The sequence below is a fragment of the Streptomyces sp. NPDC048337 genome (assembly GCF_043201175.1).
In the GTDB taxonomy this organism is placed as follows: domain Bacteria; phylum Actinomycetota; class Actinomycetes; order Streptomycetales; family Streptomycetaceae; genus Streptomyces.
The window spans coordinates 1-13,823 of record NZ_JBICYR010000021.1 but is presented as its reverse complement, the minus strand read 5'-3'; the positions used below and the strand labels follow the sequence as shown (position 1 = coordinate 13,823).

Below are 13,823 nucleotides of genomic sequence, written 5' to 3'. Positions count from 1 at the left end.
CTCACGTCAGCCCCCCTGCACGGATTTGCCGATTCCGGCGTCTATCGGGTTGCCGGGTTCCACCCCCCAGCCCGGCAGCAGATCCGCCGCAAGGGAGTGAGCCTTGATCACTGTCATCGAGCAGGCCGTACAGGCCCGTCTGGTCGCCACCGCGCCGAAGGTCGAGACCGTTCCCGTCACCCTCTGCTACGACCGGGCGGATCCGTTCGCCGTGCGGATGGCGTTCCCCGCCCCGGCCACGCTGGAGGGCATCGAGGTCTCCTGGACCTTCGCACGCGAGCTGCTGGAGTCCGGGCTCGACCGCCCGTCGGGCTGGGGCGACGTGCGCGTGCGCCCGTACGACGCCGACCGGACCACGATCGAGTTCCACGCGCCGGAGGGCGTGGCGGTCGTGCTCATGGTGACGGCCGAGCTGCACCGGTTCCTGGAGCGGGCCTCGACCGTGGTCCCGCCCGGCCTGGAGCACCTCTACCTCGACATGGACCACAGCCTGGCCGAGCTGATGCGCGACACCCGCTGAACACCGCCGGTCCGTAATTCGTTTGCGGGCGGCTCCGGCCGCCCGTAGCTTCGTCGATGCCACATCCCCGTCGAACGGAGCAGGACGTTGCTCTTCTGAGGTCCGAGACACCGACCACCGATCCCTGACCACTCACCGATCGCAGGCTCGGCTGTCTCCCCGCGTTGCACGCACCACTCACGCAACCTGGAGGCCTCCATGAGTCATCCCCCTGCTTACGTCACCTGCTCCGAACTGTCCTTCGACTGGCCCGACGGCACCCCCGTCTTCGAGGGGTTCCAACTCGCCGTCGGCCCCGGCCGCACCGGCCTGATCGGACTCAACGGCTGCGGGAAATCCACCCTGCTGAAACTGATCTCCGGTGAACTGACCCCTTCCGATGGCCAGTTGTCCACCGCCGGAACCGTCGGGTACCTCCCGCAGAACCTCACCCTCGACACCGCGCTGCGCGTGGACGAGGCCCTCGGCATCCACACCGTCCGCGCCGCCCTGCACGCCATCGAGGCGGGCGAGGCCACCGAGGCGAACTTCGCCGCCGTCGGCGACGACTGGGACGTCGAGGAACGGGCCCTGGCCACGCTCGACCAGCTCGGGCTCGCCCGCATCGGGCTGGACCGTACCGTCGGCGAGGTGTCGGGAGGTGAGGGCGTCCTGCTGCGGCTGGCCGCCCTGCTGCTCGCACGCCCCGACGTCCTGCTCCTGGACGAGCCCACCAACAACCTCGACCTGCGGGCCCGGGGCCGCCTGTACGCGGCGGTCGAGTCCTGGACCGGCGTGATGGTCCTGGTCAGCCACGACCGGGAGCTGCTGGAGCGGGTCGACCAGATCGCCGATCTGCGCGACGGCGAAGTCCGCTGGTACGGCGGCAACTTCACGGACTACGAGGAGTTGCTCGCCACCGAGCAGGAGGCGGCCGAGCGGATGGTCCGGGTCGCGGAGGCCGACGTGCAGCGCCAGAAGCGCGAACTGATGGACGCGCAGGTCAAATTGGCGCGGCGCAAGCGGTACGGCCAGAAGATGTACGAGAACAAGCGCGAGCCGAAGATCGTGATGGGCGCCCGCAAGCGCGCGGCGCAGGAATCGGCCGGCAAGCACCGCATCATGCACACCGAGAAGCTGGCGCAGGCGAAGGAACGGCTGGACCAGGCGGTGGAGGCGGTCCGCGACGACGACGCCATCCGGATCGAACTGCCGGCCACCCAGGTCCCGCCGGGGCGGCAGGTCCTGACCCTGAGCGATCTGCGCCTGGCCCACGGGGCGCGCGTACCGGGCGAGTGGGAGCTGCGCGGTCCGGAGCGGATCGCACTGGTGGGCCGCAACGGCTCGGGCAAGACCACGCTGCTCCGCACGATCGCGGGGCTGGTCGAGCCGGAGTCGGGATCGACGGTCACGCACGTGGCCGCGCGGTACCTGCCGCAGCGGCTGGACGTGCTCGACGAGAGCCGTTCGGTGGTGGAGAACGTGGCGCGGTTCGTCCCGCAGGCCACGAACAACGTGATCCGGGCGCGGCTCGCGCACTTCCTGTTCCGGGGCGCCCGCGCGGACCGGCCGGCCGGCACCCTGTCGGGCGGCGAGCGATTCCGGGCGGCGCTGGCGGCGCTGCTGCTGGCGGAGCCCGCTCCGCAGCTGCTGATGCTGGACGAGCCGACGAACAATCTGGATCTGGCGAGCGTGCGGCAGTTGACGGACGCGCTCGACGCCTACGAGGGCGCGCTCGTGGTGGCGAGCCATGACGTGCCGTTCCTCGAGTCGATCGGCATCACACGGTGGCTGCTGCTGGACGGCGAACTGAGGCCGACCACGGCCGAGGAGGTCCGGGAGACGCTGTGGCACGGGTGATCGGGCTAATGGGGCAGTAACGCCCACGACTTGGTTCCCCCCAGGGGGGTCAGGACGGGGGTGAGCCCCCAGTCCCCGCCACAGGCCTCGACGGCCGCGGCGAGCAGCCACATCCCGCGGCTGCGCCGGCGCCGGCACTCCTCGCTCGCCTCGGGCGAGGAGTGCGCCGGGTGCTGGTCGTAGACGACGATCCGCAGCGCGTCGAACTGCCAGCGGATCTTCAGCATCATCTCCTTGTCGGGCGTGAACCGGTGTGCGCACGCGACGAGTTCGGAGGCGGCGAGGGCCGCCGTGTCACAGAGGTCCGCCAGGCCGTGCCGGGTGAGCAGGGACCGGACGACGGAGCGGGCACTGCCCGCGCAGTGGGCGCCGCCGGGCAGGCCTATCGAGTAGTTCAGCTTCTCCGCCCCGGGCGGCGGGGGCTGCCGAAGCTCGTGGACCGGCGGCCGCAGGCCACGGAGGGTGCCCGTCATCGTGCTGCTCCAAGGATGGGTGTGATCGGTGTGATCGACAGCAGTGTGATCAAAGACCGGGTGGTCGTGGAGTGGTCATACGGGACCAGGAGGTCGCCCCGTGTGAGACTTGCACTACCGACCGTAGCGTAACCCGGTGCACAGTGCTACTACTTGTACGACCACCTGCTGATTTCTCATGTCATTTCCGGACGGGTACGGGCACGCACGCCCGCCCCGGACCGAGGAAGGGGGAACCGTGCCACCCAGGAGTACGCCCACCGCGCGGCAGCAGCGCCTCGGCTCCGAGCTGCGCAGACTTCGCGAGCAGTCCGGGATGACGGTCCAGCAGGCGGCGGCTCTCCTGGGGGTCGACCGCACCCGTATCCCGAACATCGAATCCGGCCGGATCGGGATCAGCGCCGAGCGTGTCCGCACGCTCGCCTTCAACTACGACTGCCCCGACACGGGGCTCGTGGAGCTGCTCGCGTCGATGGCGCAGGAGCGGGACAAGGGGTGGTGGGAGCAGCACCGGGGGATGCTGCCGCCCGCGCTGCTCGACATCTGCGAGCTGGAGCACCACTCGGTCGCCCTGCACACCGCGGTCACCACGCACATACCCGGCCTGCTCCAGACCGAGGCGCACGCGCAGGCGGTCTTCGACACCGCCGACCCGCCGCTGCCGCAGCCGGACCTGCAGGCGCGGCTCGCCCTGCGGATGAGCCGCCAGCAGGTGTTCGCGCGGGAGCGGCCGCCGCTGTACGAGGTGGTGGTGCACGAGGCCGCGCTGCGGATGCAGTTCGGCGGGCCGAAGGTGGCGCGGGCGCAGCTCGAGCACATAGCGGAGCAGTCGGAGCGGCCCCGTACGACGGTACTGGTCATCCCGTTCACCGCGGGCGGGTTCCCGGGCGCCGGGCAGTCCTTCACGTACGCCGTGGCCGCGACAAGCCAGCTGGACACCGTGCAGCTGGACAGCTCGCACGGCTCGATGCTGCTGGACTCGCACATGAAGCTGCTGCGGTACCGGGGGCTGCTGGAGCGGCTGCGCTCGCTGGCACTGCCGGCCGCCGCCTCCCGCGATTTCATCCACGCCATCGCACAGGGCCTCTGACCGGATCCCACGAGGAGACGAGAGACAACATGAGCACGACCACAGCCACGACCACGACCACGACCGAGACCACCGCGACCGATATCGCCTGGGACGAGGCTTTCTGCAGCGAGGGAGCCAACTGCTTCCGCTTCGGCCGTGACGCCGAGGGGATGGCGTACATCGGAACGACGGAGTCCGCGGCCTACGTCACCGACTCCATCGACGCCCTCCGGGCTCTGATCTCCGCCGTCAAGGCCGGAGCGGCGGATCACCTCCTGGCGTGACGATGGCCCGGCGGCGCCCGACGAGAGTCCACCCTCGGGGCACATTCCCCCTTCCGCTTCCCTCCCACACCCCCCGCAGACTGCACAGATAACTGGATGTAACCGGACATAGGCACGGCAGGGGCTTGGCCTCGTCTTGATGTCGCGCTTAACCTACGACTCCGTAGGCTACGGAACCGTAGGTAATTCGCTTTGCACCCAGGAGTACCCGTGACGATCACCTCTCCCCACCTCGGCAGCTCGGAGGCGTGGACCGACGCCAAGCTGCTGTACGCGCTGGAAGAGGTGGTCGAGAAGGAGCTCAACCGCCACCTGAAGGTCCAGAAGGACTGGATGCCCCACGAGTACGTCCCGTGGAGCGACGGCCGGAACTTCCCGGGCTTCTTCGAGGACGGCGAGGCCTGGCAGCCCGACCAGTCCAAGGTCACCGAGATCGGCAAGATCGCCCTCGTCGTGAACCTGCTGACCGAGGACAACCTCCCCAGCTACCACCACGAGATCGCGACGCTCTTCGGCCGCAACGGCGCCTGGGGCACCTGGGTGCACCGCTGGACGGCCGAGGAGGGCCGCCACGGCATCGTGATGCGCGACTACCTGCTGGCCTCGCGCGCCGTGGACCCGGACAAGCTGGAAGCGTTCCGCATGCAGCACATGTCGGAGGGTTTCGAGTCCGACAACCGCCACTCGATGCTGCACTCCGTGGCGTACGTGGCCTTCCAGGAGCTCGCCACCCGCATCTCGCACCGCAACACCGGCCACCAGTCCGGTGACCCGGTCTGCGACCGCATGCTGGCCCGTATCGCGGCGGACGAGAACCTGCACATGATCTTCTACCGCAACCTGCTGGGCGCGGCCTTCGAGATCGCCCCCGACCTGACGATGCAGGCCGTGCGGGACGTCGTGGTCAACTTCCGGATGCCCGGACACGGCATGCCCGGTTTCGAGCGGATGGCCGCGCAGATGGCGATCGGCGGGGTCTACAACCTGCGGATCCACCACGACGACGTGCTCGCCCCGGTGCTCCGGTTCCTCAAGGTCATGGAGATCGCCGACCTCGGCCCGGACGGCCAGCAGGCCCAGGACGAGCTCGGTCTGTTCATGAACGGCCTCGACGCCGAGGCCAAGAAGTTCGACGAGCGCCTCGCCGCCCGCGCGGCCCGCATGGCGGCCCGCAAGGGCTGACCTGTTTTTGCTCGCTCTGGCGAGTGACGCCGATTGCCCTGGCAGAGCCGTGCTCTGCCAGGGTTTCGCGTCATGACCTCGCTCCGGGTGGACATCGACCAGCTGACCCGCTTGACCCGCGCCCTGGACTCCTCGCTGGTCTCCTTACGGGAGGCCAGGCGGGCGCTGGACCGGGTACGGGCCGACCAGCTGGGCACGGCGGAGCTCGACCGGGCGTGCGACGCGTTCCAGGACCGCTGGGCCTACGGCACTCGGGAGCTGACGAAGCGGGTCAAGACGGTGCGGGAGGGCGTGGACCGCAGCGCCGCGGAGTTCGCGGAGCTGGAGGAGGCCATCCGCGCCGCGTTCCGCCAGGCGGCGGCCCATGGGTGACCTGGGCTTCGACCCCGCGCCCGGGAACCCGGCGGCGGTCCTGGCCCTGACCAGGAAACTCACGGCCTCGGCGGCCTCCCTGGGCGAGGCCTCGCGCGTCGTGAAGGCGCTGGCCTCCCACAGCTCTGCCTGGCAGGGCGAGGCCGCCACCGCCTTCCGCGCCTCCCTCTCGCAGGACCTGCCCCGCTACCTGGGCTCGGCCCACGCCTCTGTGGCGGAGGCCGCGCGCCGGCTCACGGAGTGGCACGACACGCTGGTCGCGCACCGCGCGCTGGCGGCCCGCTACGCCGCCGAGGCCGCCGCGGCCACAACGGAGGAGTCCCTGGCGGACGCCCGCCGCCTGGCCCGCGAACTGGCCGCCGAACACGGTGCCGCTGCCCGCCGGGTCGCCCACACCCTGGACTCGGCGTCGGACCGCCTGACCCCAAAGGAACCGGGCCTCCTGGCCGCGACCTGGCACAAAATCGCCGACGACCCGGGCGACGCCCTGTCCAACGCGTCGGCGGTTCTGGGCGCCGTTGCCGCGGGTGCAGCTCTGCTCTGTCCGCCGGCGGGCCTGGCGATCGGTCTGGTCGCCGGTGGCCTGTCCCTGGCGGCCCTCACGACGCATCTCGCCGACCCGAAGTTCCGCAAACCCCTGACGGACGGCTTCACGAAGGGTGAGTTCGACGCGGACTTCTGGAAGAGCAGCGTGACCCTGCTGGGCGACACCGCGGGGGCAGTCCCGGGCCTCGCGGCGGTCGCCTCGGGCGCGAAGGCCGGCACAGCGGCAGCCCGCGCGGCCATGGTCGCCGCCCCTGAGGCCAGCGCCCTCTCAGGCCTGAGCGCCGGGGCGGGGGCCTTCCGCAGCACGACCTGGTCGACCGGTCTCGCCGTCCAGGAAGTCGAAAACCCGCTGATCACGTGGGCCGTGCGGACGACAGACCCTACGACGAGGAAAGCCGTGGGCCTGGTCGCACCGGTGGCCGGTGGCCTAACAGGCGTGGGCGGCTACCTGTCGGACAGCGACTCGATCGAACAGGCCTCAACCGCTGCCGACGGCGCCCGCGGCGTCTTGGACGACGCTCCGTCCGCCGGGGCAAAGGCGGCCAACGCCTGGGCGGCGATGAGGCCATGATGAACAGCGAAGCCGTACCACCGATCTGGTTCCGCCTTCCGCCGGGCTTCCACGACATCAGCCCGAGCGACCGTTACGCGTTGGACCTCGTTGCCACTGCCCTGGGCAGCCCGGAGGCCCGGCAAGACATCGCCCAACTCATGGACAAGATGGAGACGCTTCCCGCGCACGGTGTCGTGCACACGGCGATCGGCCTTCACCCGGACGGCGTCGTGGGCGTGTCGACTTCGCTGTTCTCCCTGACCATCCGGCAGGCCGAGCACGCCAACCCTCGGGTTTCCGTCTCGCGAACAGCACTGGCGATCGCCCGGTCACCGCTCTGGAACAACTCGACACGCAGGACGATCGAACTGCGCACATCGCTCCCGTGCTTCCTCGTTGCCGGATTCATTTCCTCGCCCGAGACGGGAGACCGTCTGTTTCAAGCCAGAATCGCCACGTCGGATTCGCAAGGACGCCATGTCCTCATCATGGACCTGACCAGCGGGGCGACTCGGCACGCGGATGACTACACCAGCATCCTGGAAGCCGTGGCCCATACAGTCAGCTTCTCCGACCCCGAGCCCAGCAGTCCCCCCGATGCAACAAGGCCCTCACGCATCCTGGAGGTACTGCTGTGACAGTCCAGCTCGGCAAGGTTGCGTGGGATCACCCTCCCACCGCTGCCGCCTACAAGCGACTGGCCCTGCGCCGGACCGTCTGGCTGGGCGCGATGCTTGCTCCTGCAGTGATCGCCGGGGTGTGCACGTGGTCCGGTCTGCTCTTGCAGGCACGAGGGGTCCTCACCTCTGCCGCCATCCTCACCATCCCGTTCCTACCTCTGGTGGTCTTCGCCCAGATGTTCCGGCGACGCGTCGCAACCGTGCTTCAGGCATACCCCTGGCGCGAGTTGCAGGGTCGGCACGTTCCCCAGAGCCCGTCGCTCATCGCCGTCCGCTTCACGGACGAATGCACTGCGACCTTTCGCATGTTCCCCTTCCCGATCCAGCTGACCACCGCGCAGGACGACGACGGCCCGAGGCTCTGGTTCGCGGGGGATCCCCGATACGGCGGTGTCGCCTCAACTATGGGCGGACAAAACCTCGTTCGGTTGCTGCCGGACAACACGCCCCGAGGGGCATGGACCGAAGCGGACGGAGACGACGGACTAGCCCGTCGAGCGGGGCTGGTGCGCTCGAACGGCAAGGGCACATGGACCTGATCAGCGGTGGGTGGGGCGGAGGGCGTGGCGTTCGGATTCCGAGAGGCCGCCCCAGACGCCGAAGCGTTCGTCGTTCGCCAGCGCGTACTCCAGGCACGCCGCCCGCCCCTCGCACGCCCCGCACACCCTCTTCGCGTCCCGCAGTGACGAGCCCGGCTCCGGGAAGAAGAAGCCCGGGCCCGTCTGGGCGCACAGGGCGAGGTCGTACCAGGCGGTGGCGGTGGCGGTTTCTGTGGCAGTGGTGTTCATCGACATGCCGGAGATACTGACCGCCGCCGATGGACGTCCGATCAACGCCTGATCAATGATCCGCAGCGTGTCACGCTCCCGTCGGGGGAGCGCTGGCTATGACCGCGAACCGTGCCCCGAAGGGATCCGCCAGCTTGGCGAAGCGGCCGACTCCCTCCATGAAGACCGGCGTCAACCGGACCTTGCCGCCCGACTCCTCCGCCTTCGCCGCCGTCGCGTCGCAGTCGGCGACCTCGAAGTACGGGGTCCAGTAGGGCCGTTCGGTGTCCTCCACCGGATCCGCCGAGATGGGGACCAGGCCGCCGAAGGCCGCCTCGTCGGTCGTCCCGGCCGGTCGGACCATCGTGTACGTGCCGCCCTCGAACGGCATCTCGCCGATCTCCCAGCCGAAGACCGCGCCGTAGAAGGAGGCCGCCGCCGCCACATCGCCCGTGTACAGCTCCGCCCAGCACAACGAGCCGACCTCCGTCACCGCTCCCAGGCCCTTGTTCTCCCGGGGCTGCCACACCCCGAAGCCCACTCCCGCCGGGTCGGCGAATATCGCCATGCGGCCGAAGTCCATGACGTCCATCGGCTCGAACAGCACCGTCCCGCCCGCCTTGGTCACGGCCGCGGCCGTGGCGTCCGCGTCGGAGGTCTGGAAGTACACCGTCCAGGCCGCGGGGCCCTGCTCCGCCGTGACGGTCATGCCGCCGGCGACCGTCTTGCCGCCGAGGTGGAACATCCCGTACCCGCCGACCTCCTCGCCGCCCGCCAGGAAGTCCCAGCCGAACAGTCCCCCGTAGAACCCGGCGGCGCCGTCGATGTCCGGTGCGCCGACGTCCACCCAGTTCGGGGAGCCGTCCTTGTAGTCCGTGGTGAGCATGGTCCGCACTCCTTCCCTGCTGTTCTGACCGCTGTCCGCTGTCCTCTCCTTCTCTCCTGCTCCTCTTTGAGCATGGCATTCCCCACTGACAGCGGCCCGGCGCCCGCCCACAGAGTGCACGACCGTGCGTTCGGTAAGATGGTGATATGGCAGACGGACGCGTGGAACGCGGGAACCAGACCCGACGGACCGTTCTCGACCGGACCATGAGCATCGCCTCCGTGGACGGCCTCGAAGGCCTGTCCCTGGGGAAGATCTCCGCGGAGCTGGGCCTGAGCAAGAGCGGTGTGTTCGCGCTCTTCGGCTCCAAGGAGGACCTTCAGCTCGCCACCGTCCGCGCCGCCGTGGACCTGTTCGTCGAGCAGGTGGTCCGGCCCGTACGCCAGGATCCCCCCGGCATCGCCAAGGTGTGGAAGGTGTGCGAGCGCTGGCTCGACTACTCCTGTCGCCGCATCTTCCCCGGCGGCTGCTTCTTCTACTCCGTCTCCGCGGAGTTCGACGCGCGCCCCGGCCCCATCCGCGACGAGGTCGCCAAGGTGCGCGGCGACTGGACGCGCTACATCGAACGGGTCCTGGACGAGGCACGGCTCGCGGGCGCCCTCCGGGACGGGGTCGACGCGGCGGACCTGCCGCAGCTCGCCTTCGAGGTGATCGCCCTGATGGAGCTGGCCAACGCGCATTCCGTCCTGCACGACGACTCCGTGGCATACGAGAGGGCCGGCCGAGGCATCCTCGACCGGCTGCGGGCGGTGGCGGCCGCCCCGGAGGAACTCCCGGAACGGCCGCCCGCCGTCAACTCCCCTTCCTGACCCCGCTCCGTACGCGCATCGAGCAGCCTGCGACCGCCGCGCCCAGTGCGGCGAGCGCCGCCAGCAGGAAGACCGCGCGCCAGTGGTCGCCGGCGCCGGTCAGCAGCGCTGCGGTGGCCGCGACGCCAAGTGCGCCGCCGAGTTGACGGGCCGTCATGAGCAGCCCCGTGCCCGCGACCGGGCCCGTGGAGGCCGTGGCCCCAGGGGCGGTGCGGGAGGAGGCCGTGGCCCCGGGGGCGGTGCTCGGGGAGGTCTCGGCCCTGGGGTCGGTGCCCGGGGTGGCCATGGCGCCGGGTGCGGTGTCGGTGGCCTACTGGCCGGGGTGGGTCATCGGGACGCCGCCGGGGTAGCCGTCGGCGATGCCTCGGGGGGCGCGGTTGGCGTGGCGAACTCGGTCGCTGCCGCGATGACTTCCGGGTCGGAGAGGATGCGCCGGTGCCCCAGGCCGCTGGTCTCGATCAGGCGGGCCCGGGAGCCGTACGCCGCGGCGATCGCGCGGGACTGGGCGGGAACCGCGACGTCGTCGTCCGTGTCGTGGAGCAGGAGGACCGGCATCTGCCCGTGGACGGGGCGGTGGCCGGCGTCGAGGCGCCGCCAGATGTCGGGTTCGCCGGCGAAGAGGCGGTGTTCGACGTGGTCGCGCAGGGCGCGCATGGCGGGTTCGCGCAGGCGCAGTCCGGCCCGGAACCGGTCCATGAGGTAGCCGAAGTCGGCGATGCCCCCGATGCCGACGAACCGGTCGGCCCGGATGCCGTCGGCCTCCCGCAGCATGAAGAGGGAGGCGAGCACGCCGATCGAGTGGGCCACGACAGCGGAGAAGTCACCGTGCTCCGTGTGCAGTTGCCGCAGGATGTCCCGGTAGTCGAGCATCGTGGAGGCCCGGCCGCCGGACTCCCCGTGGCCGGGGGCGTCGAAGGCGATCACCGTGTACCCCTTGGCCCGGAGGGGCTCGACGAAGCCGCTGAACCGCGAGGCGCGCGAGGTCCAGCCGTGCACCAGCAGGACGGGCCGTTCGCCGTCGCCCCACTGGTAGGTGGTGACGGGTATGCCGCGCACGGTCAGCCGTCCGGTCCGGGCCCGCCCCATCACCTCCGCCTCGTCGGGGCGGAGCCGGACGCGGCCGAGGGGCCGGACGAACCACGCGAAGACGCGGGGTCCGGCCAGGCCCGGGGCGAGCCGGGCGGTGAGGTTGAGGGTCGTGCTCAGGAGTGAAGCCGTGGGATGCATGCCCGGTTCTCCGGATCTCCTCAGATGGCCGCTGGCCGTTGTGGCCTGCCGGCGCCGGCAGGATGATGAGGAGATATTAGCACGATCGTTCGTGTTGTTTTGTAGGGAGTGCCTGCCCCGGACGGGGAGGGGAGCGGGTTCAGCCGGGTTTCGGGGACGTCGGCTTGTGGCCGGGGTAGATGTGGTCGGGAGTGACGATGCTGGTGATCGCCTTGCCGAAGAGGGCGCTGGGCTCCTGGCCTTCGCTCAGGACATCGGTGTTGAGGAGGACCACCATGGTCGCCTGCGCCTGCGGCAGGTAGACGGTCAGCGTCTCGTACCCGGGCAGTGAGCCGTTGTGGCCGATCCAGCCCTGGACGTTGAAGATGCCCAGCCCGTATCCGGCGCCGGGAATGCCGATCGAAGTGGTCTTGAGGCGCTCGGCCTGGGTCGCCGGGGTCAGCAGCGTGCCGGTGGCGAGTGTGCGCGCCCAACTGCGCAGGTCCTGCAGGTCGGAGATCATCGCTACCGCGGCCCAGGCCCAGGAGGGGTTCCAGTCGGTCGCGTTCTCGATCTTGCCCGAGGCCGTCTGTTCGGTGTAGCCCTGTGCGTGCGGTGCGGGGAATTCCGCCCCGGTCGGGAAGAGGGTCTGCCGTAGGCCGGCCGGCTTCAGGACGTCCTGTTCGATGACCTCGTGGAGCGGTCGGCCGGTTATTTTCTCCACCACCAGACCGAGCAGAACCAGGTTGGTGTTGGAGTACTCCCACTGCGCGTCCGGCGCGAACCGCACCGGGTGCTTGAAGGAGTAGTCGAGCAACTGCTGAGGCGTGAAGGGCTTCGTGGGGTGGGCGAAGAGCGCCTTGGTGAAGTCCTCGTCCTCGGAGTAGTTGAACAGTCCGCTGCGCATCCCGGCGAGTTGGCGCAGCGTGATGCGGTCCCCGTTCGGAACGCCGGTGACGTACTTGCCGATCGGGTCGTCCAGGCCGATCCTGCCCTGGTCGACCAGCCGGAGGAGCGCGGTCACGGTGAAGGTCTTCGTCTCGCTGCCGATGCGGATGTGGAAATCGGTCCGCATGGGCGCGCCGGTGGCCTTGTCCGCGACCCCGAAGGTCTTGACGTAGCTGCCCTTGTCCGGGGCCCACAGCCCGACCGTCACACCCGGCACCCGTGCCTCGCGCAGCACCTGCTGTACGGCGGCGTCCAGTTGTGCGGCGACGGCGGGTGTCAGCCGTGCGAATGCCGAGCTGCCCTCCGGGGAGGGTGGGACGGGGGCGGCCAGGGCGGTCTGTGCCCGGGCAGCCGTCGTTCCGTACGCGGGACCCGCGAGGGCCGGGGTGAGGAGCAGGCCCGCGGCTGCGACCGCCGCGCAGCTCCTGCGCAGCATGGTGTGCGTCGAACTCACGACATGCCTCCCGTCCTGCGGGGACAAAGGCGCCGGAATCAGCCTAGTGATCTGGTTCGGAGATGCGTGAGCAGTAACGGCAGATGCGGTCGAGGATCTGGTCGGCGGTCTTGGTCCACTTGAAGGGCCGGGCGTCGTCGTTCCAGACCTTGATCCAGTTCTCGAGTGCGGTCTTGAGGTCGTCGAGGGAGCAGAACACGCCTCGGGCCAGGCAGCGCCGTTCCAGCTCGGCGAACCACCGTTCGACCTGGTTGATCCACGATGAGTAGGTGGGGGTGAAGTGGAGCTGGAAGCGGGGGTGCGCGAGCAGCCACCTGTGCACCACGGGTGCCTTGTGGGTGGAGAGGTTGTCGCAGATCACGTGGACTGCCAGGCCCTTGTCGGTCTGGCGGTCGATCTCGTCGAGGAAGTCCCGGAAGTCCTCCGCCCGGTGCCGGGCGGACAGCTTGGTGATCACCTTGCCCGTCGCGGTGTTCAGGGCGGCGAACAGGTCGACGGTGCCGTGCCGGACGTAGTCGAAACTCCGCCGTTCGGGAACCCCGGGCACCATGGGCAGCACCGGGGCGGTCCGCTCCAGGGCCTGGATCTGCGGTTTCTCGTCCACCGCGAACACGACCGCGTTCGTCGGCGGGGCCAGGTAGAGGCCGACGACGTCGCGGATCTTGTCGATGAGGAACGGGTCCGGGGAGACCTTGAAGGTCTCGGTCCGCCAGGGCTGGAGGCCGAAGGCGTGCCAGATCCGCAGCACGCTCGCCGGGGAGATCCCCACGGCCTTGGCCAGCTCCCGCTTGGACCAGTGCGTGCCGCCCGGAGGTGTTTCCTCCAGGGTGCGGACCACGACCTCTTCGACCTGGGCGTCGGTGATGGTCCGGGGCACCCCGGGCCTGGGCTCGTCGGCGAGTCCATCGAGCCGGTCGCGCAGGAACCTCGCACGCCACTTGGCGACGGTGCCCCGGTTCACCCCCAGCCGGGCCGCGACCGCCAGGTTGGGACCGCCTTCCGCACACGCCAGCACGATTCTCGCCCGCAGGGCCAGACCCTGCGCGGTCGTCCGGCGCTTGACCCAGTTGCTCAACACCTGCCGCTCGGCCTCACTCAGCACCAGCGGCTCCAGCCTGCTGTCACCCACACCCACAGGATGGTGTCCCGTGGAGTGGTGTAGCTGATCTTGGCTGGGATGTGCGCCGTCCTGGTGCTCCCGCGTGCATCGGCTGTGGGTGAATACTCCTTGA

The 13,823-nt window shown here is 70.0% G+C and carries 18 protein-coding genes; 11 read left to right on the top strand and 7 right to left on the bottom strand.

The window, feature by feature from the left end; genetic code table 11:
- The first annotated feature begins 103 nt into the window (after window positions 1-103).
- Window positions 104-520 carry an SsgA family sporulation/cell division regulator gene (locus ACGFYU_RS28520; RefSeq protein ID WP_393830172.1) on the top strand — a complete coding sequence of 139 codons (417 nt, stop codon included), beginning with the start codon at window positions 104-106 and terminating at the stop codon, window positions 518-520.
- Between the two features lie 198 nt (window positions 521-718).
- A complete protein-coding gene (locus tag ACGFYU_RS28515; protein WP_393830171.1) occupies window positions 719-2,359 on the top strand; it encodes an ABC-F family ATP-binding cassette domain-containing protein in 1,641 nt (546 codons plus the stop codon).
- Window positions 2,360-2,364: 5 nt separating this feature from the next.
- Here the strand turns inward: ACGFYU_RS28515 and ACGFYU_RS28510 are convergent, their stop codons facing one another.
- Window positions 2,365-2,832, bottom strand: coding sequence for an ATP-binding protein (locus ACGFYU_RS28510; protein WP_393830170.1), 468 nt, complete (start codon window positions 2,830-2,832; stop codon window positions 2,365-2,367).
- A 238-nt stretch (window positions 2,833-3,070) separates the two neighbouring features.
- Between ACGFYU_RS28510 and ACGFYU_RS28505 the strand changes: the two genes are divergently transcribed.
- The 7 genes from ACGFYU_RS28505 (at window position 3,071) to ACGFYU_RS28475 (ending at window position 8,060) form a co-directional block, all read left to right on the top strand.
- Entirely contained in the window at window positions 3,071-3,922 is an 852-nt protein-coding gene (locus ACGFYU_RS28505; protein ID WP_393830169.1) for a helix-turn-helix domain-containing protein, read from the top strand.
- 29 nt (window positions 3,923-3,951) lie between these two features.
- Window positions 3,952-4,188 carry a hypothetical protein gene (locus tag ACGFYU_RS28500; protein WP_393830168.1) on the top strand — a complete coding sequence of 79 codons (237 nt, stop codon included), beginning with the start codon at window positions 3,952-3,954 and terminating at the stop codon, window positions 4,186-4,188.
- A 210-nt stretch (window positions 4,189-4,398) separates the two neighbouring features.
- The gene (locus tag ACGFYU_RS28495; protein WP_393830167.1) at window positions 4,399-5,370 is read left to right on the top strand and encodes an acyl-ACP desaturase; all 972 of its coding nucleotides are present in this window, start codon (window positions 4,399-4,401) and stop codon (window positions 5,368-5,370) included.
- A gap of 72 nt (window positions 5,371-5,442) precedes the next feature.
- Window positions 5,443-5,742 carry a hypothetical protein gene (locus tag ACGFYU_RS28490; protein WP_393830166.1) on the top strand — a complete coding sequence of 100 codons (300 nt, stop codon included), beginning with the start codon at window positions 5,443-5,445 and terminating at the stop codon, window positions 5,740-5,742.
- On the top strand, window positions 5,735-6,859 hold the full coding sequence (locus tag ACGFYU_RS28485; RefSeq protein WP_393830165.1) for a hypothetical protein: 1,125 nt from the start codon (window positions 5,735-5,737) through the stop codon (window positions 6,857-6,859). Before ACGFYU_RS28490 ends, ACGFYU_RS28485 begins: the two co-directional genes overlap by 8 nt.
- Window positions 6,856-7,479 (top strand): hypothetical protein, encoded by a 624-nt coding sequence (locus tag ACGFYU_RS28480; protein ID WP_393830164.1) that lies wholly within the window; start codon window positions 6,856-6,858, stop codon window positions 7,477-7,479. Before ACGFYU_RS28485 ends, ACGFYU_RS28480 begins: the two co-directional genes overlap by 4 nt.
- A complete protein-coding gene (locus ACGFYU_RS28475) occupies window positions 7,476-8,060 on the top strand; it encodes a hypothetical protein (RefSeq protein ID WP_393830163.1) in 585 nt (194 codons plus the stop codon). The genes ACGFYU_RS28480 and ACGFYU_RS28475 overlap by 4 nt, the downstream gene beginning before the upstream one ends.
- Here ACGFYU_RS28475 and ACGFYU_RS28470 read toward each other — a convergent pair whose 3' ends face one another.
- On the bottom strand, window positions 8,061-8,315 hold the full coding sequence (locus ACGFYU_RS28470) for a WhiB family transcriptional regulator (RefSeq protein ID WP_393830162.1): 255 nt from the start codon (window positions 8,313-8,315) through the stop codon (window positions 8,061-8,063).
- Window positions 8,316-8,379: 64 nt separating this feature from the next.
- Window positions 8,380-9,174, bottom strand: coding sequence for a VOC family protein (locus ACGFYU_RS28465; protein WP_393830161.1), 795 nt, complete (start codon window positions 9,172-9,174; stop codon window positions 8,380-8,382).
- Between the two features lie 146 nt (window positions 9,175-9,320).
- Between ACGFYU_RS28465 and ACGFYU_RS28460 the strand changes: the two genes are divergently transcribed.
- Entirely contained in the window at window positions 9,321-9,983 is a 663-nt protein-coding gene (locus tag ACGFYU_RS28460; protein WP_393830160.1) for a TetR/AcrR family transcriptional regulator, read from the top strand.
- On the opposite strand, the gene ACGFYU_RS28455 is transcribed toward ACGFYU_RS28460, so the two are convergent.
- The gene (locus tag ACGFYU_RS28455) at window positions 9,967-10,140 is read right to left on the bottom strand and encodes a hypothetical protein (protein ID WP_393830159.1); all 174 of its coding nucleotides are present in this window, start codon (window positions 10,138-10,140) and stop codon (window positions 9,967-9,969) included. The genes ACGFYU_RS28460 and ACGFYU_RS28455 overlap by 17 nt on opposite strands.
- On the opposite strand from ACGFYU_RS28455, the gene ACGFYU_RS28450 reads away from it, so the two are divergent.
- Window positions 10,139-10,333, top strand: a complete 195-nt coding sequence (locus ACGFYU_RS28450) for a hypothetical protein (protein WP_393830158.1) — start codon at window positions 10,139-10,141, stop codon at window positions 10,331-10,333. The two genes, ACGFYU_RS28455 and ACGFYU_RS28450, sit on opposite strands and share 2 nt — an antisense overlap.
- Here ACGFYU_RS28450 and ACGFYU_RS28445 read toward each other — a convergent pair.
- From ACGFYU_RS28445 to ACGFYU_RS28435, 3 genes are all read right to left on the bottom strand, one after another.
- The gene (locus ACGFYU_RS28445; protein WP_393830157.1) at window positions 10,311-11,210 is read right to left on the bottom strand and encodes an alpha/beta fold hydrolase; all 900 of its coding nucleotides are present in this window, start codon (window positions 11,208-11,210) and stop codon (window positions 10,311-10,313) included. The genes ACGFYU_RS28450 and ACGFYU_RS28445 overlap by 23 nt on opposite strands.
- Before the next feature lie 139 nt (window positions 11,211-11,349).
- Window positions 11,350-12,573, bottom strand: a complete 1,224-nt coding sequence (locus ACGFYU_RS28440) for a serine hydrolase domain-containing protein (RefSeq protein WP_393830295.1) — start codon at window positions 12,571-12,573, stop codon at window positions 11,350-11,352.
- Between the two features lie 61 nt (window positions 12,574-12,634).
- On the bottom strand, window positions 12,635-13,726 hold the full coding sequence (locus tag ACGFYU_RS28435; protein ID WP_393830156.1) for an IS630 family transposase: 1,092 nt from the start codon (window positions 13,724-13,726) through the stop codon (window positions 12,635-12,637).
- Window positions 13,727-13,823: the final 97 nt, after the last annotated feature.